Source organism: Planctobacterium sp. R6, from assembly GCF_055755215.1.
Genome location: NZ_JBVTQY010000001.1, coordinates 304,721 through 329,774, shown reverse-complemented (window position 1 = coordinate 329,774; position 25,054 = coordinate 304,721). Strand labels below are relative to the sequence as shown.

Annotated in this window: 23 protein-coding genes; 3 read left to right on the top strand and 20 right to left on the bottom strand. The window is 40.8% G+C overall.

The features are described 5' to 3' along the window. Positions 1 to 32: 32 nt before the first annotated feature. Positions 33 to 815, top strand: coding sequence for a sulfotransferase domain-containing protein (locus tag AC0J20_RS01485; RefSeq protein ID WP_473020345.1), 783 nt, complete (start codon positions 33 to 35; stop codon positions 813 to 815). Positions 816 to 916: 101 nt separating this feature from the next. Here the strand turns inward: AC0J20_RS01485 and AC0J20_RS01480 are convergent, their stop codons facing one another. Genes AC0J20_RS01480 through AC0J20_RS01465 form a run of 4 tightly spaced genes read right to left on the bottom strand, consistent with a single transcriptional unit; the run spans position 917 to position 4,796 of the window. After that, positions 917 to 2,332 carry a hypothetical protein gene (locus AC0J20_RS01480; protein ID WP_229529335.1) on the bottom strand — a complete coding sequence of 472 codons (1,416 nt, stop codon included), beginning with the start codon at positions 2,330 to 2,332 and terminating at the stop codon, positions 917 to 919. After that, positions 2,329 to 3,066, bottom strand: coding sequence for an SDR family oxidoreductase (locus AC0J20_RS01475; RefSeq protein ID WP_473020344.1), 738 nt, complete (start codon positions 3,064 to 3,066; stop codon positions 2,329 to 2,331). The genes AC0J20_RS01480 and AC0J20_RS01475 overlap by 4 nt, the downstream gene beginning before the upstream one ends. Further along, positions 3,063 to 4,379 carry an FAD-binding protein gene (locus tag AC0J20_RS01470; RefSeq protein WP_473020343.1) on the bottom strand — a complete coding sequence of 439 codons (1,317 nt, stop codon included), beginning with the start codon at positions 4,377 to 4,379 and terminating at the stop codon, positions 3,063 to 3,065. Before AC0J20_RS01470 ends, AC0J20_RS01475 begins: the two co-directional genes overlap by 4 nt. Before the next feature lie 6 nt (positions 4,380 to 4,385). Further along, a complete protein-coding gene (locus AC0J20_RS01465; RefSeq protein WP_473020341.1) occupies positions 4,386 to 4,796 on the bottom strand; it encodes a GtrA family protein in 411 nt (136 codons plus the stop codon). A 39-nt stretch (positions 4,797 to 4,835) separates the two neighbouring features. On the opposite strand from AC0J20_RS01465, the gene AC0J20_RS01460 reads away from it, so the two are divergent. After that, positions 4,836 to 5,699: a decaprenyl-phosphate phosphoribosyltransferase gene (locus tag AC0J20_RS01460; RefSeq protein ID WP_473020340.1), complete on the top strand. Its 864-nt coding sequence runs from the start codon at positions 4,836 to 4,838 to the stop codon at positions 5,697 to 5,699. Then, positions 5,696 to 6,127: a divergent PAP2 family protein gene (locus AC0J20_RS01455; RefSeq protein ID WP_473020339.1), complete on the top strand. Its 432-nt coding sequence runs from the start codon at positions 5,696 to 5,698 to the stop codon at positions 6,125 to 6,127. The genes AC0J20_RS01460 and AC0J20_RS01455 overlap by 4 nt, the downstream gene beginning before the upstream one ends. Here the strand turns inward: AC0J20_RS01455 and AC0J20_RS01450 are convergent. The 16 genes from AC0J20_RS01450 to AC0J20_RS01375 form a co-directional block, all read right to left on the bottom strand. Then, positions 6,093 to 7,364, bottom strand: a complete 1,272-nt coding sequence (locus tag AC0J20_RS01450; protein ID WP_473020338.1) for an O-antigen ligase family protein — start codon at positions 7,362 to 7,364, stop codon at positions 6,093 to 6,095. The genes AC0J20_RS01455 and AC0J20_RS01450 overlap by 35 nt on opposite strands. A 21-nt stretch (positions 7,365 to 7,385) precedes the next feature. Beyond that, a complete protein-coding gene (locus tag AC0J20_RS01445; protein WP_473020337.1) occupies positions 7,386 to 8,300 on the bottom strand; it encodes a Wzz/FepE/Etk N-terminal domain-containing protein in 915 nt (304 codons plus the stop codon). Beyond that, complete coding sequence (locus AC0J20_RS01440) at positions 8,301 to 8,669, bottom strand: DUF2304 domain-containing protein (protein WP_229529343.1); 369 nt, start codon at positions 8,667 to 8,669, stop codon at positions 8,301 to 8,303. It lies immediately after the preceding gene. A 25-nt stretch (positions 8,670 to 8,694) separates the two neighbouring features. Further along, on the bottom strand, positions 8,695 to 9,381 hold the full coding sequence (locus tag AC0J20_RS01435; RefSeq protein WP_473020336.1) for a glycosyltransferase family 2 protein: 687 nt from the start codon (positions 9,379 to 9,381) through the stop codon (positions 8,695 to 8,697). Between the two features lie 91 nt (positions 9,382 to 9,472). After that, positions 9,473 to 10,552 (bottom strand): glycosyltransferase, encoded by a 1,080-nt coding sequence (locus AC0J20_RS01430; protein WP_473020335.1) that lies wholly within the window; start codon positions 10,550 to 10,552, stop codon positions 9,473 to 9,475. Continuing rightward, a complete protein-coding gene (locus AC0J20_RS01425; RefSeq protein ID WP_473020334.1) occupies positions 10,530 to 11,633 on the bottom strand; it encodes a glycosyltransferase in 1,104 nt (367 codons plus the stop codon). The genes AC0J20_RS01430 and AC0J20_RS01425 overlap by 23 nt, the downstream gene beginning before the upstream one ends. Beyond that, complete coding sequence (locus AC0J20_RS01420) at positions 11,624 to 12,826, bottom strand: lipopolysaccharide biosynthesis protein (RefSeq protein WP_473020333.1); 1,203 nt, start codon at positions 12,824 to 12,826, stop codon at positions 11,624 to 11,626. Before AC0J20_RS01420 ends, AC0J20_RS01425 begins: the two co-directional genes overlap by 10 nt. A gap of 79 nt (positions 12,827 to 12,905) precedes the next feature. Further along, entirely contained in the window at positions 12,906 to 14,675 is a 1,770-nt protein-coding gene (locus tag AC0J20_RS01415) for a polysaccharide biosynthesis protein (protein WP_473020396.1), read from the bottom strand. 272 nt (positions 14,676 to 14,947) lie between these two features. Continuing rightward, positions 14,948 to 15,769: a formyltransferase family protein gene (locus tag AC0J20_RS01410; RefSeq protein ID WP_473020332.1), complete on the bottom strand. Its 822-nt coding sequence runs from the start codon at positions 15,767 to 15,769 to the stop codon at positions 14,948 to 14,950. A 10-nt stretch (positions 15,770 to 15,779) separates the two neighbouring features. Next, complete coding sequence (locus AC0J20_RS01405) at positions 15,780 to 16,346, bottom strand: sugar transferase (RefSeq protein WP_473020331.1); 567 nt, start codon at positions 16,344 to 16,346, stop codon at positions 15,780 to 15,782. Next, positions 16,339 to 17,031: a PIG-L deacetylase family protein gene (locus tag AC0J20_RS01400; protein ID WP_473020330.1), complete on the bottom strand. Its 693-nt coding sequence runs from the start codon at positions 17,029 to 17,031 to the stop codon at positions 16,339 to 16,341. Before AC0J20_RS01400 ends, AC0J20_RS01405 begins: the two co-directional genes overlap by 8 nt. A gap of 10 nt (positions 17,032 to 17,041) precedes the next feature. Further along, positions 17,042 to 18,010, bottom strand: a complete 969-nt coding sequence (locus tag AC0J20_RS01395; RefSeq protein WP_473020329.1) for an NAD-dependent epimerase/dehydratase family protein — start codon at positions 18,008 to 18,010, stop codon at positions 17,042 to 17,044. Positions 18,011 to 18,034: 24 nt separating this feature from the next. Further along, the gene (locus AC0J20_RS01390) at positions 18,035 to 19,183 is read right to left on the bottom strand and encodes a glycosyltransferase family 4 protein (RefSeq protein ID WP_473020328.1); all 1,149 of its coding nucleotides are present in this window, start codon (positions 19,181 to 19,183) and stop codon (positions 18,035 to 18,037) included. Positions 19,184 to 19,204: 21 nt separating this feature from the next. Beyond that, the gene (locus AC0J20_RS01385) at positions 19,205 to 20,872 is read right to left on the bottom strand and encodes a heparinase II/III family protein (RefSeq protein WP_473020327.1); all 1,668 of its coding nucleotides are present in this window, start codon (positions 20,870 to 20,872) and stop codon (positions 19,205 to 19,207) included. Positions 20,873 to 20,878: 6 nt separating this feature from the next. Beyond that, positions 20,879 to 22,714, bottom strand: coding sequence for an asparagine synthase (glutamine-hydrolyzing) (asnB, locus tag AC0J20_RS01380; protein WP_473020326.1), 1,836 nt, complete (start codon positions 22,712 to 22,714; stop codon positions 20,879 to 20,881). 562 nt (positions 22,715 to 23,276) lie between these two features. Then, positions 23,277 to 24,737: a hypothetical protein gene (locus AC0J20_RS01375; protein WP_473020325.1), complete on the bottom strand. Its 1,461-nt coding sequence runs from the start codon at positions 24,735 to 24,737 to the stop codon at positions 23,277 to 23,279. Between the last annotated feature and the right edge of the window lie 317 nt (positions 24,738 to 25,054).

Genomic DNA, 25,054 nt, shown 5'->3' with positions numbered 1-25,054 from the left:
CAACCACTTCCATCAGGATAGATTTACAAAAAATGATGCCGGAAATACTGAAAAAAGCCATTAAGCAGCCTAAAAAAGCCGCTCGCGTGCTACATCACCGCATTCTGCAAAGAGTAAATGGTCAATCACAATTCAAAAAAGTCATTGTCATAGGCAGGGCCAGAACCGGATCGAACCTCTTATTGTCTTACCTGAATTCGCATCCCGCTATCCACATGGAAGGCGAAATTTTCGCCCATCAGCGCCACAAGACCGAACAACAAATTTTGAAAATGGTGTTCAACAAGCAACCTCAGGGAATAGAGGCAGCAGGCTTTAAAATTTTCTACCATCACCCGATGGACAATAAAGAACAGAGTAAAATTTGGGACATATTAAAAGCCGATCCCAGTATCCATGTTATTCAGTTACAGCGAACTAACATGCTGCGTATGCATATCTCCCGTAAAATCGCGATGCAATCCGATGTCTGGACAGCGTCAAAGAAAAGTGAAGTAGACAAGGTAAAGGTAAAAACCATCAGCTTTACCAAAGCAGAGCTGGAAGAGGGGTTCAACAAAACCAAAAACTGGGAGGCAAATGCCCTGGTTGATTTTGCCAACCACCCAATGCTGCAAATAGAATACGAAAAAATGATCAGTAATCCGGAACAGGAATTCCGTCGTGTTACTAACTTTCTGGGGGTTGAAGCGATGGCACCTGAAACGAAGTTACGAAAACAAAACCCGGAATCATTAAGTAACCTGATAGAAAACTACGCTGAACTCAAAGCGGCTTTTGCAGACACGGAATGGGCCGTATTCTTCGACGAGTAAGTCAGTCTTTAGTGTCCCTGATAAATGGCAAGAGATCACGAGTGGTTTGCACTGAGTCCGCTTCAAGCCAGACTCAGTGACACTCATTGCCATACAATATGCTAAAAGCAGTTGTTGTCGTTATCCGTATACTTGCGCACTAAATAATCCCGTGCAGTGGCAGAGAATTGCAGTTGATACTCAGACAAACCAGTGCGATATTTTTGATTGATATACGTGTTAATATCCTGCTGTAAATCAAAGTAAATTTTACAGGGTTTGTCTGACAAACGCTGCTGCACCACATCCATTTCGTAGCGCCGCTGATAGGGCAGATCTGGTAGAAAAACCACATGCCCATCACGCCACGTATCAAAAACGCCTTTAACGGCCACCTCCGGATGAATCCACTGGCGATCAGTTACCACCAACGCGTAATCTTTCGGTTTATTGTCCTGCTTTTTCAAGCGAATAGTATTATTTAACGCCTGTTTTACCTCGGCAGTAACCATTGGATGACGGAACACTGATGCTTCAGTAACGGCAAGATACATGAGTACAATGCCCACAATAACCAGCGGAAGTCGCACTTTATTCACTTCTTTTTGCAACATCAGCAGTACTGCAGCCAGGATTAGACCATAGCCCAAACCAACGAACCGGATGCCAAAAAAGTCAAACTGGAACATTGACCTCAAGGTTAAAATCATAACCAGATAGGCCAGGCCAACCGCGCCAAAAAACCAACTCCAGCGCTGTTGGTAATCCAGTTTATACCCGGATTTTTTCCAGCACCACAAACCAATTAAGACGGGTGGCAACATAAACGCAACGGCTTTTATACTACTTTTGATAAACTGAAAAAATATCAGTAGTTGAGATTCAGGGGCAGGAATACGCTCCATATCAAAGTCGCGCAAATAATAGCGATACAGGACAAACAACGCGGCCGCCAGAACAAATGCCGGTAGCAGTTTCCAGTTTTTTTGCTTCAGCAGTAAAAAACTACACAGAAATAACAAAACGCTAAAAGGTGCAAACATGTATCGGGAAAAACAACCGATGACAATGGCTATCAGGACGCCCAGGAAGTACTGAACTTTCACTTCGTCCTTTTCTTTGATGAGGTGTACCATCAGGCAATACAGGGCAAAAGCAAACAAAAAGCCAATTTCAGCACCGGACTCAATAGCAGACTGGATGGTAAAGGGGTTAAATGCCAACACCAGTGCTAAATTAACAGACCTGACCACCTGATGAAAACAATAAAAGGTCGCTACCAGCAAAGCCAGATTTAGTATTTTACTGGCATAAAACAAATCCAGTCCCGTCAGCCAATGAACCGCATTTATTGCCAGTGGATAGGCGCATGGAAACAACCCGAATGGCTGCCCCCCCACATGGCATATCTGGCCAAACTGGGTATCAGCCATGGTCAAATAATTGATGTTATCTGGCGGCAAAAAACCATGAGTTAAGCCCGTCAGCAAAACCAGCAAAAAGGGAATGGCTAACAGTAAATAGCGCGAATAAATCATAATTTTAATTTGTTAAAAATGGCTGTGGGTATGAACCGGATTATGGTCATAATAAAAAACCAAAAGAATGGCGTGTGACTTTCATGGCTTTTTCTAGCGATCCGCTTGTAAATAATCTCGGCGACTTTTTCTGGTTGAGCCCAAAGTGCGCCTTTTTCAATATGAGCGGTCATTGGTGTATCGACAAAGCCGGGTTTAATATCCAAAACATGGACGCCGGATTTCGCCAATCGTTGCCCCAGTCCTTGCAAAAACACCGATACCAGCCCTTTGGCGGCGCCATACACATAGTTTGACTGACGGCCGCGAATTCCGGCAACACTGGTAATTACAGCAATTGCACCATTTTTTTGCTGCTCCATGCGATTGGCGACCAGGGTCAGAATACCGATCGCACTGGTACCATTGACCTGAATCTCCGATAAGGTTTTTTGCACATCCTCCTGACATTCACCTTGATCCGGCAAACTGCCATGGGCAATAACACAAATATCAATAGGATCGGCGATATCCGCCAATTGCCGCTGTAACTTTGCGATACAATCATCCGCGCCGGCATCAAAGGAAACACAGGCGACCCCGGAAGCTCCCCGTACGCGTAAGTCCTGTTCAATCAACGCCAATTTGTCTTCGTTGCGGGCAAACAGCGTTAACTGATGTCCGTCATTGGCATACTGCTTCGCCAATGCTTCAGCGATAGCGGACGTGGCACCAAAAATCAGTATATTTTTCATCTGGATATCCCTAGTCGTTGTGATTGCAACGACGAATATAATTGCGTTGCTCCATATTTATCCCGAATGGCATTGAACTCTTGCCAGCGGGGGTAAGTGGCTTTGAAAAAGCGCTCTGTCATTCTCGCGTCTTTGGTCAAATAAAGACGCCCACCATAGTGTAAAACCACCTCGTCCAGTTGGTTCAGTAACGACCAGATTCTGGCGTTAATTTTAAAATCCAGGGCCAACGTGTACCCCTCGACAGGAAATGACAGAGGATTATTATTATGCTTTCCAAACGCCTTTAACACTGCCAAAAAAGAGCCTTGTTTTGATTTTGCAATCCTATCTAAAATGGCACTCAACCCCTCAAGGCCTGCGGTTTTAGGTAAGGCAAACTGATATTGGGTAAACCCGCCTCTGCCATACATTCGATTCCAGTTTGCGATGCCGTCCAGGGGGTAAAAATACGGATTGTAATGCAACAGCTGTTCTTCCGGGCTGGCTTTCTCTTTACCGTAATACAAAAAATTAAATGCCTGCACACTGAAGGGGTTTAAGACAAAGTCCGGAAAGTGGCAAGGTATACTCAATTTGGGAGCCTGATGTGGCTCAAGTGCCCCCTGGTCTGCATGCTCACCCACCGAGATAATTGAGCGCCCTAACGCTTCCCCCGTTGCCAGGCAATCTATCCAGGCAACCGAATACTGACTTTCGACGTATTCGTCAAAGACCCGGAGCGACTCAGCAAGACAGGAGGTTTTGATGCTCTTTTGGCGGATATAGGCACTTTTAATGGGCTTTAGAGAAAAACTCACCTGAGTAATCAGGCCAGTAAGCCCCATGCCACCACAGGTAGCATGAAATAGATCGGCGTGCTGCTGACGACTACACTGATAAACCTGATCCCCAATTTGCACGATGATTTCTGTAACAAATTCCGAAAAACAGCCGTCCAGGTGGTGGTTTTTACCATGCACGTCACTGGCGACAGCGCCACCGACAGTGATAAATTTTGTTCCCGGGGTGACTGGCAAAAACCAGCCTTTGGGTACGAAAGTGGTGAGTATTTCATCCAGCGTAACCCCGGCATCACAGGTGAGCAGTCCCGAATCATTATCAAAGCTGATAAATCGGTTTAAACAGCGACTGCTCAGTACGCGATGGGCCAAAGCACTATCACCATAGCTGCGGGCTGCTCCCCTCGGAATAAAACCATGCCCCGAAGGCAGTGCGATTCCTTGCTGAAGTGATTGCCTGGCCGGTGTGTGAATTTCAGCGGCTATCTCCGGATAATTACCCCACCCTGAAATTTGACTAATAGTCGCCATGTTTGATCAAACCTTTGCCATGGCCGGCTGGACAAAAACATATTTTTTATCCAGGTGATATTTAACGACATAACCGATGGATAGCCCTAATACCGCTCCCAGGTAGCGCATAAATTTGGTGCCGTACATCATGTCAAACAGGATTTCGGTTCCCCAGAATATCAATGTGGTGATAACCCCCATGCCACTGTATAACAGGAAAGCTTGTGCATCTTTGGATTTGTTTTGCGCCTGAAACTGAAAAATGTATTTTTTATCCAGACAGTATTTCACTACCAAACCGATAAGTGTTCCGCAAAAAATGCTGAAATATAGCGAATAACTGCCACCGTAGGCTTGGCTCACTGCCTCCTGGCTGATAAGGTTGGCAGCCGTCGCGATCACGGCAAAAATGATATAAAGTGCGGCAATTTTCATCAGTTATTTTTCAACACAAAAAGAGTGATAGTAACAAACATGCAAAACAAAGTCTCAGTATTAGCCATGCTGAAATTAATGCGTCCCAAACAGTGGATTAAAAACTCGTTTGTCATCGCACCATTAATTTTTTCCGGCCTTTTTACCCAAACTGATGCGATTTTACAAGCTGCAATCGCGATGCTTTTGTTTTGCTTAGGCTCATCGGCCACTTACGTGTTAAACGACTACAATGATATTGAAAGCGACAGGAAACATCCCACTAAGTCTAAAACTCGCCCTTTAGCATCTGGAGCTGTCAGTCCAGGCCAGGCAAAGGTATTGATGGCCTTACTTTATGGGTCCGTCGCCCTTGCTTACTTTTGGCAACCAGCCGTAGTCACGGTAATTGTTGCTTATTTACTGCTCAATATGGCCTATACCTTTTATCTCAAATACCAACCTGTGCTGGATATATTCACCATCGCCATCGGCTTTGTATTAAGAGTCTACGCTGGCGCAGTGGCCCTTGCTGTCCCCTTATCTTCCTGGATGTTTATTACCACGCTGTCACTGGCCCTTTATCTTGCTGCCATTAAGCGACGCCAGGAGCTGGCTAAAAGCGGTGAGAAGGCGCGCTCAGTGCTGCGCTTTTACAATACCCAATTAATTGATAAATATGCTGAAATGTCCGCCACCTGCGCGTTGTTGTTTTATAGTCTTTACGTGATTTCAGATCAACCAGACATGGTGTTCACCATCCCTTTTGTTTTGTTTGGTTTGTTCCGGTACTGGTATGTGGTGGAGTTAAACGAAGAAGGTGAATCCCCCACAGACGCCCTGTTTAAAGATACTCAAATTCAGTTGACGATCATTGCCTGGGTTATTGCTTGTGCATATGCACTGATGGGAGCGAGCGCATGATTGATCTAAGTTATCTGATTACGCCTTTTTTTGCCTGGCTGTGTGCCGGATGTCTCAAATTTGCCATCAATACCATTAAAGCAAAACGCCTGGCGTTTGACCTGATTGGTTATGGTGGACTGCCCAGCAATCACTCATCGATTGTCAGTAGTGCGGTCTTTATTATTTGGTTTAAAGAAGGGCTGCAATCCCCGGCGCTGGTAGTTGCAGTAGCGCTGGCGTTCATCGTCATGCTAGATGCAAACAGTTTGCGACAACAGGTGGGTAAACAGGCGCAAGCCATTAATCAACTACTCAACGAGCAAGATGCTATACCGAAAGTCAGAGAACGGATGGGACATAGCCGCATTGAAATTCTGGCGGGTGTTTTCACCGGTGCCCTGGCTGCCGGGCTTAGTTTTGTATTTTTTGAGACATTTGCCGGTTAAGCCCCGGGTTAAAGGCGGCCGCAGTTAACATTGCCCAAAGCGGGGTCACCATACCGTTGTACAACACATGCCCCGCAATGGCCGATACCAGGATCAATACAATAAAGGCAATAAGGGCAGCGACCACCACAGCATTTTTAGGCTGAGTCAGCATTCGGGTAAACAATATTAAATAACCGCTATATACGGTCAGGGATAACAAGATCCCGAAGTTGATTTGCATATCCATCCAGTCGAATTCAACACGCCATATCCCAGCGCGTTGCATCGCCTGCATATCCAGCCCCAATAACCATTGCCAAATATCCGCAGACACAAACAAAGGCCAAATTTCCATTAACTTTTGATCACGTCCAGAAAACATCACCCGCGTAATACCACCGTTTTCATAAAAAAACAGCACCCGTTGAAACAATGGCTGCTCCTGAAGTTGCTCGCCCAAAATGACAATACCGGCAATCACAATTGACAGCAGCAGAAATCCATACGCCAATGCCCTGGCATCCAGATTAAATAAAATGATCAGGCAGGCACACACTATCACCCCTAAAAAACCACTTTTAGTACCAATCAATAAGGCAAGTGCCGACAAAAACAGAATTAACAAAACAAATTGCAGTAACGATCGTTTAAACGCTGTGGTCAACAACCACGCAGCGCAAATGACAATAACCCCTGATACCGCGTTTCCTGAATAAAAGAATCCCTTAGCCCCAAAGCTTTGATAGGTAGATTGTCCAATTCCCACCAACGCAAACAACACATTCAACAAAATAATGCCGATACTAAATACCAGAATAAGATTGAGTTTATTTAGGGAAAGGTGTCTGAAGGAGCTGATCACCAATACCATAACAAACAAATAAATTACTTTTATGGCCTCCTGGAATGCCAGAAAAAACCAGACATTGTCCACCAGAAAAAAGCGCAATATAGCCCAACAGAAGATCAAAGCGGTACAGACCAGGCACCAAAAAAAACGACGCGGTTCAAACTGGAATGCAAACAATAGCATCAGGCCAAACAGAAACTGCTTGTAGCCGGCAGAAAGTAAGTTAGGTAAGCCCAGGGTTTTGACAAATAAACCATTGACGGTATCAATAAACAGGTAGATACCCAGTAAAAACAGCAAGACATTCTCAAACAAATGCCGTCGCTCAGACTCGCTGTTTTGACCAGAGACATATCTCGCCTGAACATCATATCCAGACGAGAAAAATTGATTAAGCCGATTCATACAAACCCGAAAGCAGGCAATTTATCGACGAGGAGTTATAAGGAATATCAGGGTAAACCAGGCGATGACCAAAAAACCACTCAGAAAGGCCGCCGCGATACAAATCAAAGCACGACGCGGAGCATGTTTCAGTTCAGGCGTATAAGGGGGATCGATGATGGTAAACACAAAATCAGTTCTGACTTCCGCCAACATTAACTGCTTGGTTTGTTCCTGAATGAGCTGATAAAACACCGTTTTCATTTCGATATCACCAATTTGCTGCACTTTGGCTTCCAGGTATTCAATGTTTTCCTTGGCAGATTGAATCTCTCTGCGGCGCATGTCACTGTTTAACTGATTGACCAGCAACGTTAACCATTCCTGTGCCAGGTGAGGAGAATAAAACTCCAGCGCCAGCTTTATGAGTCCGGTATTGGGATCACGCTCAACAGTCAGTCTCTGTAAAAAGTTCTCATATACTTCAAGATTAGTCGGCTCTGGCGGGCGACCATTGATAGACGGGCGAGTCCATGTTTGCGATTGCTCATCGTAGAGATCGGGATCTATCACCAACAGGTTATTGTCAGCATCATATTCAGACGACGCCATCAAATCCTTTTTAATATTGTATTTTGAGACAAAGTTGGCAATAAACTGTCGAGACTTAATAATCTCCAGGGCTACCGTGACCTGATCAGTAGATTCGCCACCCAGAGAAATACCGGCTAAAGACGCTAAACCACCCAACTGCCCAGATAAGTTACTCAATCCACCGCCACTGGCTTCCTCTGTTGGAGAGAGTGTAGTTTCGCTTAGGTAAGTGTTAGATATGGTTAATGTCCATAATGCTGTCAGCAACACCACACCAAAAGGAATTAAAACAATAAGCAACTTTTTAGCTAAAAGAAACTTAAGCAGACTGTGTAAGCTATAATCCAATTGCGAGTTTTCCATTTATTGCTTTTCCTGTGAACTTGCCAAACTTTCTTCCAATCTTGATTCTAGTATTGCGACTTTTTGAATAAGACGAGTGACTGACATTTGTAATTTTGCCCTTTCTATGTCTGCAATCAATAGCTTTATCAATGTGACTGCAAGTGCAATCAACACAACGATGATCGGCGGGTAACCTATACCCAGAGCATTACCAATAGAATCGTTGAGGGCGGGATTTATTCCATACAGCAAAACGCCCAGAGCAATCACAATCCATTTAATACCATCGCGCTGAATTAAATAATCTCTTCGAATCAGCCAAAAGATAGACATTGCGATACTCAATGCCAGAACGGCAGAGACGATTTGAGGATTAAAAAAAGTCATGTAATTGGTCCAGGTTATCTGCTTACTATTTCTTATGAAATATTTTCGAGAAGCTTATTAATAGCGTACTGACCAGATAATAAAGAATTTTAAACCAAGAAGAAAAAATTCTGGAATTACCGTCATATCTTTTATCCATTGACACCTGTACTTCAATAACCTTTAGCCCTGATGCTTTTAACAACAGTAGAACGCCAACATCCTGATATTCCAGCAAACTTGCCCGTTGAGATATCAAAAGTGCCAATGCACTTCGATTGTACAATCTAAATCCAGACGTGATATCGCCAATCTTTATTCCAGAGATTTTACGAAAAATATTCCACACTACTTTTTTTGCAAAACTTGCTCTTCCCTGGCACGCCCCTATTACCACGTCTGGTGCCTCGAAGTCGCTAACGACCGCAACTAACTTTTCAATCTCAGAGCTAAGATGTTGACCATCAGCATCCATCGTAACAACAGCGGTATAGCCTTGCGTCTGTGCATAAATAAGGCCTGTCTGCGTAGCTTGCCAGGCCCCAAGGCTTTCCATATGGTTAAGGCAAATTACACCAGAATTCCTTACAATTTCTGCTGTACAGTCAGTGCTCGCATCATTTACAACTATAATATGAGGCTTGATACTTAAAGTTCTAATACCATCAATAACAGCTTGAATACTGTTTGCTTCATTTTTAGCCGGGATTACAATTGCCAGTCTAAAATCCACAGTACACCTCTATATTCCCAGGCACAGAATTATACTGAAATACCGAAGATTAGCGATTGAAAACTGAAGATAATGGAGACCAATAAGCATGTTAATTAAAGTATCCCTTCATTTTGTTAATAAACACTTGTGAATCAAACCTTTTAGCAAATTCAATACAGTCTTTTTTCATCTTACGCAATACCGACACATCAATGTTATTCAACTGTGTTTTGAGATCCTGAATAGTGGGGTTCTTCGGTAACAAAAAGCCATTATAGCCTTCAAGAACAGTTTCCTTAACACCTCCTTCAGCGACGCCAAACACTGGTTTGCCAGCAGCCATTGATTCAACGGGCGACATGCCAAAATCTTCATCCATTGGAATGTATATTGTCGCCAAAGACCTACCGATCAAAGCCTTTAACTTTTCTGCGCTTGTCCAGCCTGTAAATGAAATATTACGACTTTCTTTGGCCATATTTTGCAACTCACGCAATTGACTACCGCCGGATGCCACAACCAGTTTTTTATCAGGCATTTGCATAAACGCTTTGACAATTAGGTCAACCCTTTTATATGGCTCCAATCTCGCTGTTGAAAGATAGTAATCTCCGTCTTCCTGCCACTGAAATTCGGATGTTTTAATAGGTGGATACACAACCACAGCGTCCTTTTGTAAAAATCGCTGGAGTCTACCTCTCACATTTTCTGAGTTCGCAATTATTACATCCATACGCTCTATTGCTAACTCGAATTTCGGTTGAAACCAATTTACTAACGCATTAAAAGCGGGTTGTTGCCAAACTGGAATTTCTGCCAGGTAATGCTGCTTCAGGTCGTAAACGAATCTCGGAGGCGTGTGACAATACATGAAATTTTGGCCAATATTTCTGTTAGCTACTGCCAGAGGAGCATAACTACCACTGAACATAACTTTGTGATACTGATTAATATCATGTTTTAGGTTTGAAAACGCTCTAATGCCCCAAATTGCCTGCAAAACAGGGTGTCGAGCGGGGAGACCCAACGACTTAATTTCCCCATTAGCGATAGTTACGTCAGGAAAGTTGTGTAAATCAATATAACTGACTAACAAATCCGTCTCTGTTATATTGTTACATAACTCCAAAGACAGGGCTTCAGCTCCCCCTCTTGCCTGTAAATAGTCATACATCAGGAGCTTTTTCATAAACGTCTCCTAATGCAGCTGTTATTTCGCTGTAAAACACGGTCTCATCAAACTGTAATGCATATTTTCTTCTGTACCGGATTTCTTCAAGGTTACCTACCTTGTTGTGGTACCGGCATATGACTTGCGCCAACTTATGCCTAGTTAACGGTAAAGGAATCAAAGTACCAAGTCGATCATCAACAATCGTTTCCAATAGTCCTGCTTCTGCTACACCAATTACTGGAATTCCCGATGCCAGGGCTTCAATTGGAGCAATACCAAACGCTTCATTTTCAGGTACATAAATTAAACATTGAGCCTTTGCATAAAATTGTTGTACATCTTCTAAGGGTACCCACCCGACAAATCGAATGTTCTTATACGCAGCGTATATACGTTTAAATTCATCCAACAATGACCCTCCCCCGACAAATACCACCTCCTTATCAGGTAAAGATACAAATGTGTCTGCAATCAATCGTACCCTTTTGGTTTCTTCAAGTCTGGCAGTAGATAGAAAAAACCCGTCGCGGTGGATTTCAGCAATGTTTCCAGTCTTAACTGGTGGATAAAGTAAAGATGTACGAATACCCGCTTGATGGAATTTCTGCTGTGCTTGTCTTGAATTGCTAAAAACCATGTCAGCTCGCTCCACTGACTTACAGAGTAAAATACGATAAGTCGTTATAAAGCCCAAAGCTAACAATGCTAAAAAAACTCCGTACCGCGAGCGAAGCTCTGCAAAAGACCATTCAAGAAACACCGGAAACATATGGAAGTATACAATTTTCCGTCCGGGCTTCTGCCGCCTCAGTAAACATAGTGGAGCAAACAAACCAGATATCATTGCAGCCCGGGTATTAGGCAAACAATAATTTAATAAGTAAAATAGTAATAACCTGAAAGAATTTAATGGCCCTTCACCAGGACGAAACTTACCTGGTTTCAATTGCTCATTTTTTAACTCCATTTCAAATAGTTTATTGTCAACATAGGCACTTTCAATATGTGCCTCTCCAAGTTCATTACAAAGAGATAGAGAGACATTTTCAGCACCTCCTCGAGCAATAAAATGATCGTAAACAATTACTACTGACACGCATCCTCCCTTTTTATAAAAATTAATGCTGCCAGAAAGATTGTCAACAATGATTCAACAATTAAGCGACTATATATGGCTCCTCGTGTACCAAAATCAGGAATCAAAACCCAGGCTACAAGAAGGTAACATAGCAATCCAACAGAGCAGGCAATTCCATAAGAGGTTTCAGCGTCGCGTAAAATAAGATAAGAAGACAAAATAAGGTTTACAACCAGAGGGTACAACGCCCAAATAAAAAGCGAGATATTCTCTCCAGATTCCAGATACTGACTGGCAAAACAGGCTAAAAACAAATCTCCAAGAAAATGCCACGAAATTTGCCCTATTATTACCAAGCTTAATAAACAAGCCGAATACTTAATCATCAGAGAATACTGCCCCGACATTTGTAACTTGAGTTTTTCAGCAATGCTATTAAAAAAGAAATAACTAATTGGAGTTAAAACTAAAACCGCTGCATCAAAGATTTGAACAGAAATGTAATACTCTGCAATTGCGTAACTCTCGATACCCACCCCCTTTAATAATGGCACATCGACTCTGGTATAAGTCAGAATTGCAGCTTCTATAAGAAAGAATTTATATACAAGCGTTGGTGGTTTGAACCTGGATTTAAATTGATACATATAACGCTCCCCTCTTACCATCATCAATAAGGTAAACAAGGTTGCGATAAAACTTGCTACAAAAATATGGACAAAAGAAATTGATGGCAAAAGAAAAAGCATTGCAACAAGACTCAACAGCCAAAGCAATCGCTGAACAGGTAAACAGAAAGCGTCTTTTAGATAGTTAGAGATTCCCCTAAAGTAGGCCGCAGCCACGAATAACCAGGAAAGAACAACAAAGGTCATCGCAACCACTGCCAGTGTATAATCCCACCAGCAGAGAATTAAAATTGCAGTAAATACAATACATTGCCAATTAACAAACCAATTTAGAGTATTTTTTAATTCACTAAATTCTCGCTTGCTGGCTAACTTGAAAACAGATTCTTTTATGCCAAAATTGAATACGATTAGACACAAAGAAAAAATAGAGTTGTATAGACCGTAGTCAGCGTAGTGTGTTTTCGATAAATAATTAGTCAAAACATACAATATTGCATAGCTACAGACAAAATTGGTCAATGTTGCACAAGCATAAAACCAAAAGCTCTTTATATTATTATTAGTCTCTATAGCTTTCACTTTGCTAAATTCTGTTGTTCAACAATATTTAATTCATACAGGCACAAATTGCTAAGCCAAGCGGAAGTACAAAAAGCGCTTAACCCCTTTGCTCACTTTTAAGAGTGCAAACGTTTTTGTCTTTGTTCTTCAGGAGTTCATTACGTCCTTTTCTCTTATATAAAACATCATTGATCTCAGATACCGGACTATAACCCAGTTTACCTGTCATCAACACTTCACGAAGCGACGCCATATCTTTATTCTGTATACTTGATTGTATTGAATCCAGGAAAATTTCTAATTCTTTTTTAGTCAAGCATAACTCTTTAGCTTTCATGATACGCGCATGACTTGTCCCTTCGACATTACTACCAATTAATAACTCCTCATACAGTTTTTCGCCAGGACGCAACCCCGTGTACTGAATTTCTATATCTCCACCAGGATTTGTGTCAGAACGCACCCTTAACCCCATCAAATTAATCATATTTTCTGCAAGATCTCGGATTTTGACTGGTTGCCCCATATCTAAAACAAAAACTTCCCCACCTTTTGCCATTGCACCGGCTTGAATGACTAAACTTGCAGCTTCTGGAATAGTCATAAAATATCTTGTTATTTCTGGATGCGTAACAGTAACGGGGCCCCCCTCAGAAATCTGTTTTTTAAATCTCGGAACTACCGATCCTGAAGATCCCAGCACATTGCCAAATCTGACCATGCAAAAGATAGTTTTTGTATCTTGAGAAGCAAAGTCTTGCACAATTAATTCTGCAGTTCTTTTTGTGGCCCCCATCACATTTGTGGGCCTAACTGCTTTATCAGTTGAAATAAGTACAAAATGGCTGACACTGTACTTAGCCGCAAGTTCTGCTACGATTTTGGTGCCTGTGATATTATTTTTAATGCCTTGCTCAACATTCATTTCGACCAAAGGCACGTGTTTATATGCGGCAGCATGATAGATAGTTTCAATAGAAAACTCAGTAATTGCTTCTTCAATGAGATTTTTATCCAAAACTGAGCCGAGTATTGGCACAACTTCAACGTCCACGTTTAACTCTGCCAACTCACTTTCGATGGCATACAAGTTGTATTCTGAGGTTTCAAAAATAATAAGTGTTTTCGGTTCAAGTTTGATGATTTGCCTGCATAACTCAGAGCCAATTGAGCCCCCGCCCCCCGTCACCATTACGCATTTTTCGCGAATGCACTTCTCTAATAAACGGTTTTCCGGAGGCACAGCATCTCTTCCCAGTAGATCTTTTATCCCTATATCTCTTAAATGTGTAACACTAACTTTTCCACTTACTAAATCTGCGCTACCCGGTATAGTCAATATTCTAACTTTTAGTGACTCAACAGACTTGATGATATTCTTCTTTTGTTGTTCAGTTGCACTTGGGATTGCCAATAGAATTTTATGAACATTGTACTCTTCAACTAGTTTCGCGATTTTTTCAGGTCCATAAATTTTAACATCTGCGACTGTTGTATTTTGTATATGTTGATCACAGTCAACGAACGCAACAGGAGTGTATTCTTTGCCATGAATCAACGACAAACATAACTGTCGGCCTGAAGACCCCGCACCATATATAATCACTTTTTCTCTCGCCGAATTGTGCTGAGAATGTATCAACCCTCTAATAAACAAGCGTGAACCAGCGGTAAGAATTAATATTAAGGTAAAGTAAATGAACGGTATGGAACGGGGCATATTCGCATTTAGAACATAGCTGCTAACTAGCAGAGTTACCGCGGATACCAAGCTTCCCAGCGTAAGATTTGATAATGCCTTAACATCTATATACCTGATGACAGATCTGTACAGTCCAAGTCGTATCCAGACAAAAATTGAAACCATACAGGTGATACCTACAACCAGGATATGATCATTAGTTATCCAAAGACTAATGTCCTGCTCACCAATTCTAATAACAAACGCAAGAAAGTACGATGACACAATAAACATCACATCACATGATAAGGTTATCACTCGCTTCCAAATACGTGGAATTTCAAAAAACTTAAACACAAATCTCATTGTATAATCTACTTGCGGAATTATTTCGATTGACGGCCAACGCCCCTTTCACCATGTCTACTCTATTAAAACTGTCGCTAGTGAGTGATAACTTACTCGTATTCGAGCAACTCCAACGCTCCGTCCTTAAAGTGAATAACATTTTCAGCGGCTTTTGCATGACTTATCATTCTGGCCTTCCAAACGATTACTTTTTGTCCATGACGATTAAAGTAAAATGCGCCGGGGTATGGCTTAGTAACTGCTCTGACTAATTTCTCCGCCTCAATCACTGAGCCTTCCAGGTTTATTTCACCATCTTCGGGTTTCCGACCTGGCCAATAAGTCGCTTTTGATTCATCTTGTATATGCAACTCTATATCATTGTTACTCAAGGCCATTATAGAATCGCGAATAATGCTTATATGTTTTTCATTCACCGCGTTGTACAAAGCAAAGGCGTCTGTCTTGTCCGATAAAGGAATCAGCTCCTGCGCAATGATTTCACCGGTATCAACGCCCTGGTCAAGTTTAAACATAGTAACACCAGTCCGTTCCAGTCCTTTTAGGATTGCCCATGGAATTGCCGCGCGCCCTCTACCCTCAGGCAATAAGGTAGGATGAATTCCGATAACCCCTTTGTTTGGTGCATTTAGTATTTCTGTACCCGCTATTTGTGACCATCCAATAATAAACAACCAATCTATATCAAAATCATTTATCAATTTGATACATTCGCTATTGTTTATGTGAGTTGTTTTCGCCAAGTGGATAGCATGCTTATGACAAAAATCATCCAAATAAACACGCCCTGATTTATTCTTGGCCATATCATCGGTGAGTGTAATAGCGAGTTCAAGTGACTTCCCTCCCTCGTAAATAGCTTCCATACACGAAAGACCCAATTTTACGCAAGTTACAAATCCAAATTTCATAACATCCTCATCAATAGGTCGGTGGTGGTTTCACTAAATAGTTGAGTGTTTCAAAAATAATCTTGAAGTCAATACTCAAACTGACGTTGTTGGCATAATTACCGTCAAATGCTGCTTTTTGAGCGATGCTCATTCCATCAAATGAATTTACTTGTGCTAATCCAGTTAAACCGGGCAAACATTGCAATGAACCGTTTGCACGTCTTAATTCAATCAATTCCAATTGCCCAGGTATAGGAGGACGAGGCCCAACTACACTCATATCACCTTTTAGTATGTTATAGAGCTGTGGTAATTCATCTAAATTAGTCCTTCTTATTAATCTCCCAACCCAAGTCAGTTGTACTTCACCAATTTGATCAGACGGCAAATTTCCAGTATTTACCGGCATACTCCGAAATTTATAAAAGCGGAATCGCTCCCCGCATCTTCCTATTCTTTCCTGCACAAATATCACGGGGCCCGGGTCAAATACTTTGATCAACACAGCAATCAAAAGTAACAAAGGGCTTAAAACAAAAAACGCACTTAATACGATTAATAGGTCTAAACACCTTTTCCCTATTTGTTTATACACCAGTTAAACCTCTTTGAAAAACAACCTGAAAAGCTTCAGAATACATTTGCCCAATTTGAGCACCTCGATATGCAGCCAGCCCTTTAATAGCTTCCACACTCCTGGGATGTGGATAATCACGCATTACATTTCGATAACATTGTAGTGCCTGAATTTTAATATCGATTTCCTGCTCGATTTCAATGAAGAGATTCGCATTGAAACGGTCCCCCTCGCTCTCAAAAGACCAATCAGTAGCAGATTGGATTTCCATAAATGCCAACATCTCAGGAGCTTTGATATCAGACCTTCTCTGAAAATATCGGCAGGCTACCATACATGCCTTACTTATTTGCCGGTGGTCATCGTTCAAATCTGCGGGATGATGGGTGAAGATTCTTGTTGGCGAAAACGTTCTAATTTGTTGCTCAATAAATTGTACCATTTCAACATGTGCAACTGTGTTCATCCGTAAGTTTGGGAAACTCCCTAAAACGGGTTTAGAAAAACCCAATAGACTATTGGCATTAATCATGTCTGTGTACAACTCTTCATCGTTGGGCCTTTTATGCCTAACATCAACTTGTCCACAGAGAATAACGGGCTGAACAACCTGACCATTTTTAACCAACTTTGCTCCGGTTGCCCCAAAACCTAATACCTCATCATCTGGATGAGCAACAACTAATAGATTTATTTCATTCATAACGTCCACATCAAATTACTGTATCGAGCCAATACTTACTTTCAGGCTGCCATCCTATTAATGACTTTGCTTTTTGATTTGAAACAGCAAGGTCACACAACAATTTGTCAACCAATTGAGGCTTACCGTAACAGCGAAACAAAAAGCGCCATAACAACTCAGGGGCAGGAAACAAAATAGAGCGAGAATTCACCTGCATTTTTATTAATTTAATAATTTCAGCAGTGCTAAAAAATTTATCTTCAGCCAGGTTAAAGGTCTGATCATATGAAGCTTCATTTGTTACAATCGCGCTCAGAAACGTAATCATGTTTCTAATATGAATTAGGCTCCTCTGATTCGTTGAGGAAAACAATGGTAGTGGAAACCCTTTTACCAATACGCTTTTGAGCGCGCTAAGGTTAGCCTTAGCGCCCTTACCAACAATTAAAGTGGGCCTGACAATTGTAAACCTAATATCATGCTGTCTACAAAAATGTTTTACGATACCTTCCGCCATCAACTTGCTGACCCCATAGGGGTCTTCCGGACACGGCGTAACGTCTTCGTTTATTGGCATGCCCGGTGCACTTGTCTCACCCAGAACTTTTATACTGCTTACATAAATAAAATGCTTTACTCCGCGCACGGCGCAATCAACAAGTAACTTTTTTGTAGCCTCAACATTGATAGTATTAAACTCACGCCGAGCATCTTCCGAGGAGTTGTCTTTCATGTGGGCTCTTCCGGCCAAATGAAAAACTGTTGTTACTCCCTTTAAATGTTCCCGCCAGTCAGTTGCACTACAGAATGTTCCAACTGTGCGATGATAGTGTTGCGATGGACTTCGCGTAACACCTACAAAGTCGATATCGCTTTTAGCAAAGTACTGACAGAGTTCCTGACCTACAAATCCACCCGCACCGGTTATCAAAATACTAATATTACTGTCTCCGCAACTAACACTTCCAACATCCACCATGGATGGTGAAAAAATCATAATTGTACAATTCAAATATGCTATTTAACTCATGATAGAGTCTGCCATATTTTTCATTATAAATTCGCGACTATACTTTTTAATAAACTCGCTTCTGTCTGTATTTATCAAAGATAGAGCGCGAAGTGACTCTGCACCTTGCTGTGCATCACACGGTGGGAAAACGCAAGCATTGTCAACTTCATCGTGAATAAAATCTGCGGCATAACCACCTACACCTGCCAAAACAGGTTTACCTGTTGCTGCATATTCGAATACTTTTGAAGGCAAAACTTTTTCAAAAGCAGGACGGTCATTTAGATGCATAAATAAAACGTCGCTATTGGTATAATGCTCCAGCAGTTCTTCTCTTGATACTGGCGCCAGCAATTGGACATTTGGCAAATTTTGGATCGAATCCTGTAATTGCATTTTACGGCCACCATCTCCCACTACCTTAAATAGGAACTCGGGCATTAGTAAAGCCATACCCGGAATTATGTAGTGTAATCCCTGAGACTCTCCTAAATTGCCAGCATAAAGGACCGTCGGCATTTCATTTGACTCGGTATTTTTAAAGCGAGAAATGTTTTCAATGAAAACAGAGTCAATACCATTTGAAAAATAACTATAAGCGGGCTTTGGAAAACGCTGAGTGAAATACTTTTCGAATCCTTTAGACACCAGATTAATATGATTTGCTTTAGAAAAAGTGTAGTTTTCAATAAATCTCAACAATGGCCTCAACAAAACAACAAACCTGGACTTAATCACATCCTCGATAGTATCAACAAATATATCTCTAATATCTAAATATAGTCTAACGCTCTTTTGCCTCGCAATTTGAGCTCCAAGAAATGCAGTAAACAATCTGGAACTGGTGGCAAACACCACGTCATAATCTCGTCCTTTGATTAACCTAAGAACCTCACGGTAGTAAACGTAAAATGACCTAATCTGATCAATCATTCCACTGTTATGAGATGGAATTTTGATGCGCTTAATTATTGCATTTCCATCCACCTCATGCTCTTTAGCGGGAACTTCAAATGAAGCGTAGCGATTTGGCATAGTTGTTAGAATATCAATTTCAACACCCTGATATTTTTTTAACCTCTCAACCAATGCTGTACAGCGAAAGGAGCCAGCACACAAATCTGGCGCATAATAAAAAGACAATACTAATATTTTCACGTATTAAAACCCAAGTTTTGTTCACCCTAATAATGTAAATTGCGTATTTACAGTCTCAGTTTCAAAATTCATCAAAAGAGCTTTATTAGCATGTGACTCGCCAAATATTGGAAACCAGGTTGCATCTTTAATTTCAATAGTGCCCGACGATGTCACCAATATTTTTTGTCCCTCCGCAACTTCCAGGACAATCTTGTTTGTTTCCTTTTTGACGATTTGTATTGCAGGATGTAAATAGAAAATTGCAGTTGCAGTTTCGAATTGACCTAACAACGAATCAATGATTTTAATACTGTCAGGAGTTGATCGGATCATTCGGTCGTGAATTAAGTTTTGATACCCGTCATGACGCGCTTGTAAGGTAACACTTTCTCCGTCCAAATCTCGTTTAATCAACGTTGTTCTGGCTCTGTCGGCAACCCGAAATGCCCCCCATACATCTGAAGAACTTAAATGGTTGACCTCAACTGTATTGTGAGCCCTGGTGCTCCGCTGAAATGCTCTAAGTTTCCCGGCTTCATATACTGACGTCCCTGAATTGACTAATACTCTTTGGTCCTTGACTGACCATTCAAAACACAACGAATCAGCGTGAGCATGGCCAGGCAAATAATCAGGACCTATAGACCCATGATCGAATAAAAGCGAATGACAGTGTTGTTCAATACGTGAATACCCTGAGTCAGATAGTGTCACCAAAGTTTGTGGTTTTAATGTTGGAACATTCAACCCACACTGGTCAGCATAGGCCAGCAATTCCTTAATGTTTGGCGCAATATCAAAAGCCGCATCATTAAAGAAACTAATTTCACCGTCTGGATGAGACATCACAGACAACCAATTAAGTCCTTTTATTGCAATTTTACTTAACTGCTTCTTTACATTTTGCAAAGATAAACGTTGCTCTATATTGATCAGGTAAATTAGATCTAATACATCCCATAATAACAGAGCCTGGTACATAGTGCTTAATTCAAAATGGCCTCCATCTTCCAGAAACTGCTCGGATAGTTCTCGTTCAATGATAGCTATTCCTTTACGGAGGTATTTTTCAGAAGCTCTTTCACTTTCACTAAGCAATCCATAAAAAATCAACGCCTTCGCATTGACAAATAAGTGGTTACCAAGAATGTGATACTCGAGTCGATGAAATAAATACTCGACTTGCATTCCCAAACTTTTACACAATTCTTCACTCAATTTTAGGTTTTTACTGTTGCTACAAAACTTCAGTATATTAACTAGTCGCAAAGATATCGGATATGACTCCCAGCCAATTCCGGAGGGAGAAGAGCATTGTTGCAACCACTGTTGAAGCAGCGACTCCTTTTTTCTGTCACTAATAGCCGATGAAAAAACAGCTAAATCTGGCAAGTAGTGAAGATTGTAACTCCAAAGCCTACTTTTATTGTCTTGCTCCCATCCATCGTTCAGGTCACCTTCAATTCCAAGAAATTTAAATACCTGACCATCTGTAGATGATATTGAGAGGTATGAAGGCCAATTTATCTTATCAATCTTAACCGGTTTATAGATTGAAGCGTTCCGCAACGAAGGTTGCGGTAAAAGCCGATATAATATCTGGTAAAATATCTGGGTAATTTTAAGAAAATAAATAGTCGTTACATAGCGGCGTAATTTAAGTACCAATGAACCCAATGTTTTGCGTTGTTTCCTTGCACGAGTCATCTATTATTAAACCTGTTTTTCTTCTTGTTTTTTTTGCCAATACTCTACCCACCTGGTAATAAAAATCATTTGCCACACTTTGTGGTAGTTTATTGCTCCACCTTCAAAACAAGACTTCAAAACAAGACTTAATCCATCTTCTTTCAAAATTGCAGTCACTTTGGAGTTTATCATCAGTCGTTCTATATCCGTCGCTTCAAGCCCTTCAAAAAACGCAGGGATAGATGGATTAAATCCAGTTTTAGTAAACGGAGACCATTTATAGTTTATTTTTTTTTGCAAAAGTTGTAACAGAGGCTTTTTACCTAAACTCCACCAACCCGCACTCGCCATTGATTCATCAAACCACTTATTAGTTACTTCCAAGTCAAGAAATGGTACCCGCATTTCGATTGAAGCCCTCATAGATGACTTATCTGCTACCAGCAAGTTATGTGCTAAAAAGCCTCGCATCTCTAGGTATCTCATACATAAGAATGGATTTTTCTTCGCTGGATTTGGAATGAGAGCATCTATGCGATTATGCATTTGTGACTCTAACTGTTTGTGTTGCTCGCTACCAAATAGCGATTTTAATTCCTCAGAGGAGAAATACCCCACGAGCCTCGTATACCTACCAAGAAAATTTCTCTCTTTAAGATAATATTTAATTCTGTCCAGTTTGTGTTTTGAGCCAAATTTAAACAAAGAAGCCATAGTGGAGTAAACAGCAAGTGCCGGATTAAATATCCAACTGAACTTAGTAATATAATATCTTAAATACCCGCCAAACAATTCGTCTGCGCCCATTCCAGAGAGCATGACCGTAAATCCCTTGTTTTTAGCAATTTTTGCAAGGTCGTAAGAAACCAAATAAGTTAAATCCGTAACGGGCTCTTCGATTCCATCAATTACTTGATCAACTACAGCAATAATATCTTCAAATTTGCTGGTCCTCGGTAGCTTGGCAACGTCAAGCTTTCGCTCCAAAGTGGTGGCTAACTTTCTGACCACCTGCTCTTCTTCGCTTATGCCTTCATCCATGTGACCATCAATATATAATAAGTCTGTATTTACCTCAGCAGCGATTACAGTAGAATCAAGCCCACCACTAAAAAAAGTTCCTAAAGGTACATCTGCAACACATTGCCTTTCTATTGCTGATGAGACCGTTTCATTACTAAATGCACCAGAACTTTGTTCGTAAACAAAAGTATCTGAGTGAAACAGTCTGTTGTCGAATGTAACTATTTCACCGGGTGCAATTTTTTTAATGTATTTAAAACCAGTATTAGGTTCATGAACATAACCAAAGCTCATGGCCTCTAAAATGTCTTCATTAGCAAATTCCAGGTCAACACTAAAGCTAGATAAAGCTTTAATTTCTGAGGCAAAATACAATGCCTGGTCTTTTTTATAGTAATAAAGAGGTTTAACACCTAAGGGATCTCTTATTAGAGACATTTTTCCGCTTTTTAAACAAAGAAATGAAATTGCAAAAATACCGTTAAAGTGACGAACGATATCCACGCCTAGCTGATCTAATAGCTCTGTAATCACTTCTGTATCAGACGTGGTTTTCCACTCCTGGTGGGGCAGTAAATTTCTAAGTTCTTTAAAGTTATAAATTTCACCATTGAATACAACAAGAGACTTACCGCTGGACGCATAAAAAGGCTGCGAAGACCGTTCGTCCAGATCAATTACTTTTAGCCTTACGTGCCCAACACCGTAATTCAGATTATTGATCTCCTGGAGTATATACCCTGATGAATCAGGTCCTCTGTAACGCATAGCCTCCATGGATTGAACAAGTTGCTGTTCTTGATTAGTTTCACTTATGTAACCCGAAATTCCACACATTCAGTTATTCACTTTTTAAAATATATTTTAGTTGCCCGCACATGCGAGTTGGATTGCTTCTATCCCGTGTGTAAAACAAAGGATCGTTCAACGTGATTGCTTTCCGTAATCTACAGTACTCACCCTCATTTGGACTTGTTCTATATAACATTTAAGCGACAGACTTCCATGGACGTTCATATTGACTACAAAACATACATCACAGCTCAATTTTATACATTTTAAATTCATCGCTAAGTGTCTTCACGCACATGAATACCATCTCAAATTTACATTCGCCACATTTAGGGAAATTTACTATAGGCTCATTGGATTAGACCAAAGACAGGACTATGTCAGAAAGAGCCCCCTTGTTAAAGAAGTTGGCTACTGAAACTACAGAATTATACACGCAAATTAAGATAATTAGGCAGGTTAATACCGTTTTCCCTAGCAGACTTCAATCCGTCTTGATATCCCACAAAAAACCGTCAAGTATATACTGTATAGGTAATCCCCAAAAGCAAAATTGCACAAAATTGAAGTTCTAACGTTAGCTAATAATCAAAATTTAAAAATTGAGTTAGAACTGAATAATATAAACTGGCCCTTTGATAGGATCTATAAAATCAAAACCTGGGGGCTTTAATGACAATAGTTCTATTTCACCTCTACCAAGCAAATAGGATTTATTGCGAATTATTCTTTCTTGCGTTTTTTTAATTTCCCGGTACTTAGCGGAGTTCTCACCATAAAATTCTCTTGCAGCCTTAACAGCCTCTTCCAACAATTTGGGATCATAAGCGGTAAAACTATATTGATAAGATAATGGAGGTATAAATAATTCTGCATGAGAATAACTCAATTTTTCAGTTACACCTCTAACAGAGCTGATCGTACCCAGTGGATTTTGTCTGTATTTTTCAACCTGGTCTTTTCCCAATTGGTAACCAATGAAAAATCGACACTGCCTGTTTTCAACGGAACAACCAACACTACTAAACACCAACTGTACAATAATACAAGATAAACTTGCGCACAAAAGTGCGGCGGTAATCAAAGCACCATTTCTGCTAAGACTTATAAAGTATAGTGAAACTGCTGCTCCCATCATAATCGGAAGCGTATAGTCAAAGTAGTTTTTAGGCGATATTGTAAATCCAGCAATCAATTGTATGTTAGCCAACAGAAAAATAAGAATCGTAATCTGAGTGGCCAACCTAAAAAACCGGCATTGCAATGCGTTTCCGGTACCTATTTGTATCAAACAAACAATACACATTAGTAGTGCCAGTAGTCCATGAATAGGGACAAAAAGGTTTCGAGAATATATCAATTGACTACTCATAACTTCATAGGATTGAGGGACGTATATTTGCAAAATGTGTAAAGCAAAAAGCGCAAATGATGCCAAAAACAAATATGTAGCTACTGGAGAAGCAATTAGTCTAAGGAATGACCATTTAAGCTGATCATTTTTAGTTGCCCAATGATTGAGCATTAGACAACTAAGGAACATGAAATACCCTACACCGACAAAAAAATATACAAAAGGTAAAGGTATCAGAAGTAGCCAAGCTTTTTTGTATCGAAAATACAAGATAGCGCAAAGAGAAATTAACAAATAAGACAGTTGTGGCTCAGGTGTACGCATTATGGATGCGTTTCCTTCCCACCCTGAAACTATCATCTGATAAGCTCTGGGTAACCCCATCCAATCCTTAATATATGGGTTGGTATAATTGACCAGCACAGAACTAAACAAAATAATGGGCAACAACGCAAATGATATTACTTTGGAAACACCTATTTTTCGGAAGATATGCCAAACAGAAATAGCAATTGCTACCAATATCACAGTATCAAACAAGACATTTTGGTAAGCCCCAGACAGTCCAAAACGCAACAAAACATAATTGATATTTAGCAATAAATATCCAGGCGTAGTTCTAACTTGCTCTGCGACCTGTAAAGTAAGATAAGTCTCTTCATCCCATGCATTAACATAAACATAATGTTCACTCACATTAGATGCGACTATCATTGGCATCCAGTTAAGGAGAAGGCATAGCGCGAACCCAAGGCCAGATAATAAAAATAGACCTGATGGAAAATGTAGTTGAAAAGACTTGCTTGGTGTTCCCAATTAAAAATCCGTCCTTTTCTGATTTTTGACTAAAGCAATTTCACAGTGGCCAGTAAAAATCCAGTCTTTGCTCAACTATTTGGGTCGGACTTTTTGAATTGCTCCAACCCACGAACACAATTGCAAACCCGGGAAGAGTGCATATTCTGTATGGTTCTGATGAAATCTTGCCCAGAATGTGGACATATCTACTTTAATTCACTTAGCCAGCAGCA

Bases quoted from the DNA above. Each gene is read 5' to 3' on its own strand.
- AC0J20_RS01485 (WP_473020345.1), top strand. From the start codon at position 33: ATGATGCCGGAAATACTGAAAAAAGCCATTAAGCAGCCTAAAAAAGCC.
- AC0J20_RS01480 (WP_229529335.1), bottom strand. From the start codon at position 2,332: ATGATTTATTCGCGCTATTTACTGTTAGCCATTCCCTTTTTGCTGGTT.
- AC0J20_RS01475 (WP_473020344.1), bottom strand. From the start codon at position 3,066: ATGAAAAATATACTGATTTTTGGTGCCACGTCCGCTATCGCTGAAGCA.
- AC0J20_RS01470 (WP_473020343.1), bottom strand. From the start codon at position 4,379: ATGGCGACTATTAGTCAAATTTCAGGGTGGGGTAATTATCCGGAGATA.
- AC0J20_RS01465 (WP_473020341.1), bottom strand. From the start codon at position 4,796: ATGAAAATTGCCGCACTTTATATCATTTTTGCCGTGATCGCGACGGCT.
- AC0J20_RS01460 (WP_473020340.1), top strand. From the start codon at position 4,836: ATGCAAAACAAAGTCTCAGTATTAGCCATGCTGAAATTAATGCGTCCC.
- AC0J20_RS01455 (WP_473020339.1), top strand. From the start codon at position 5,696: ATGATTGATCTAAGTTATCTGATTACGCCTTTTTTTGCCTGGCTGTGT.
- AC0J20_RS01450 (WP_473020338.1), bottom strand. From the start codon at position 7,364: ATGAATCGGCTTAATCAATTTTTCTCGTCTGGATATGATGTTCAGGCG.
- AC0J20_RS01445 (WP_473020337.1), bottom strand. From the start codon at position 8,300: ATGGAAAACTCGCAATTGGATTATAGCTTACACAGTCTGCTTAAGTTT.
- AC0J20_RS01440 (WP_229529343.1), bottom strand. From the start codon at position 8,669: ATGACTTTTTTTAATCCTCAAATCGTCTCTGCCGTTCTGGCATTGAGT.
- AC0J20_RS01430 (WP_473020335.1), bottom strand. From the start codon at position 10,552: ATGAAAAAGCTCCTGATGTATGACTATTTACAGGCAAGAGGGGGAGCT.
- AC0J20_RS01415 (WP_473020396.1), bottom strand. From the start codon at position 14,675: ATGGTTTCAATTTTTGTCTGGATACGACTTGGACTGTACAGATCTGTC.
- AC0J20_RS01410 (WP_473020332.1), bottom strand. From the start codon at position 15,769: ATGAAATTTGGATTTGTAACTTGCGTAAAATTGGGTCTTTCGTGTATG.
- AC0J20_RS01400 (WP_473020330.1), bottom strand. From the start codon at position 17,031: ATGAATGAAATAAATCTATTAGTTGTTGCTCATCCAGATGATGAGGTA.
- AC0J20_RS01395 (WP_473020329.1), bottom strand. From the start codon at position 18,010: ATGATTTTTTCACCATCCATGGTGGATGTTGGAAGTGTTAGTTGCGGA.
- AC0J20_RS01385 (WP_473020327.1), bottom strand. From the start codon at position 20,872: ATGACTCGTGCAAGGAAACAACGCAAAACATTGGGTTCATTGGTACTT.
- asnB (WP_473020326.1), bottom strand. From the start codon at position 22,714: ATGTGTGGAATTTCGGGTTACATAAGTGAAACTAATCAAGAACAGCAA.
- AC0J20_RS01375 (WP_473020325.1), bottom strand. From the start codon at position 24,737: ATGATAGTCGCATCTAATGTGAGTGAACATTATGTTTATGTTAATGCA.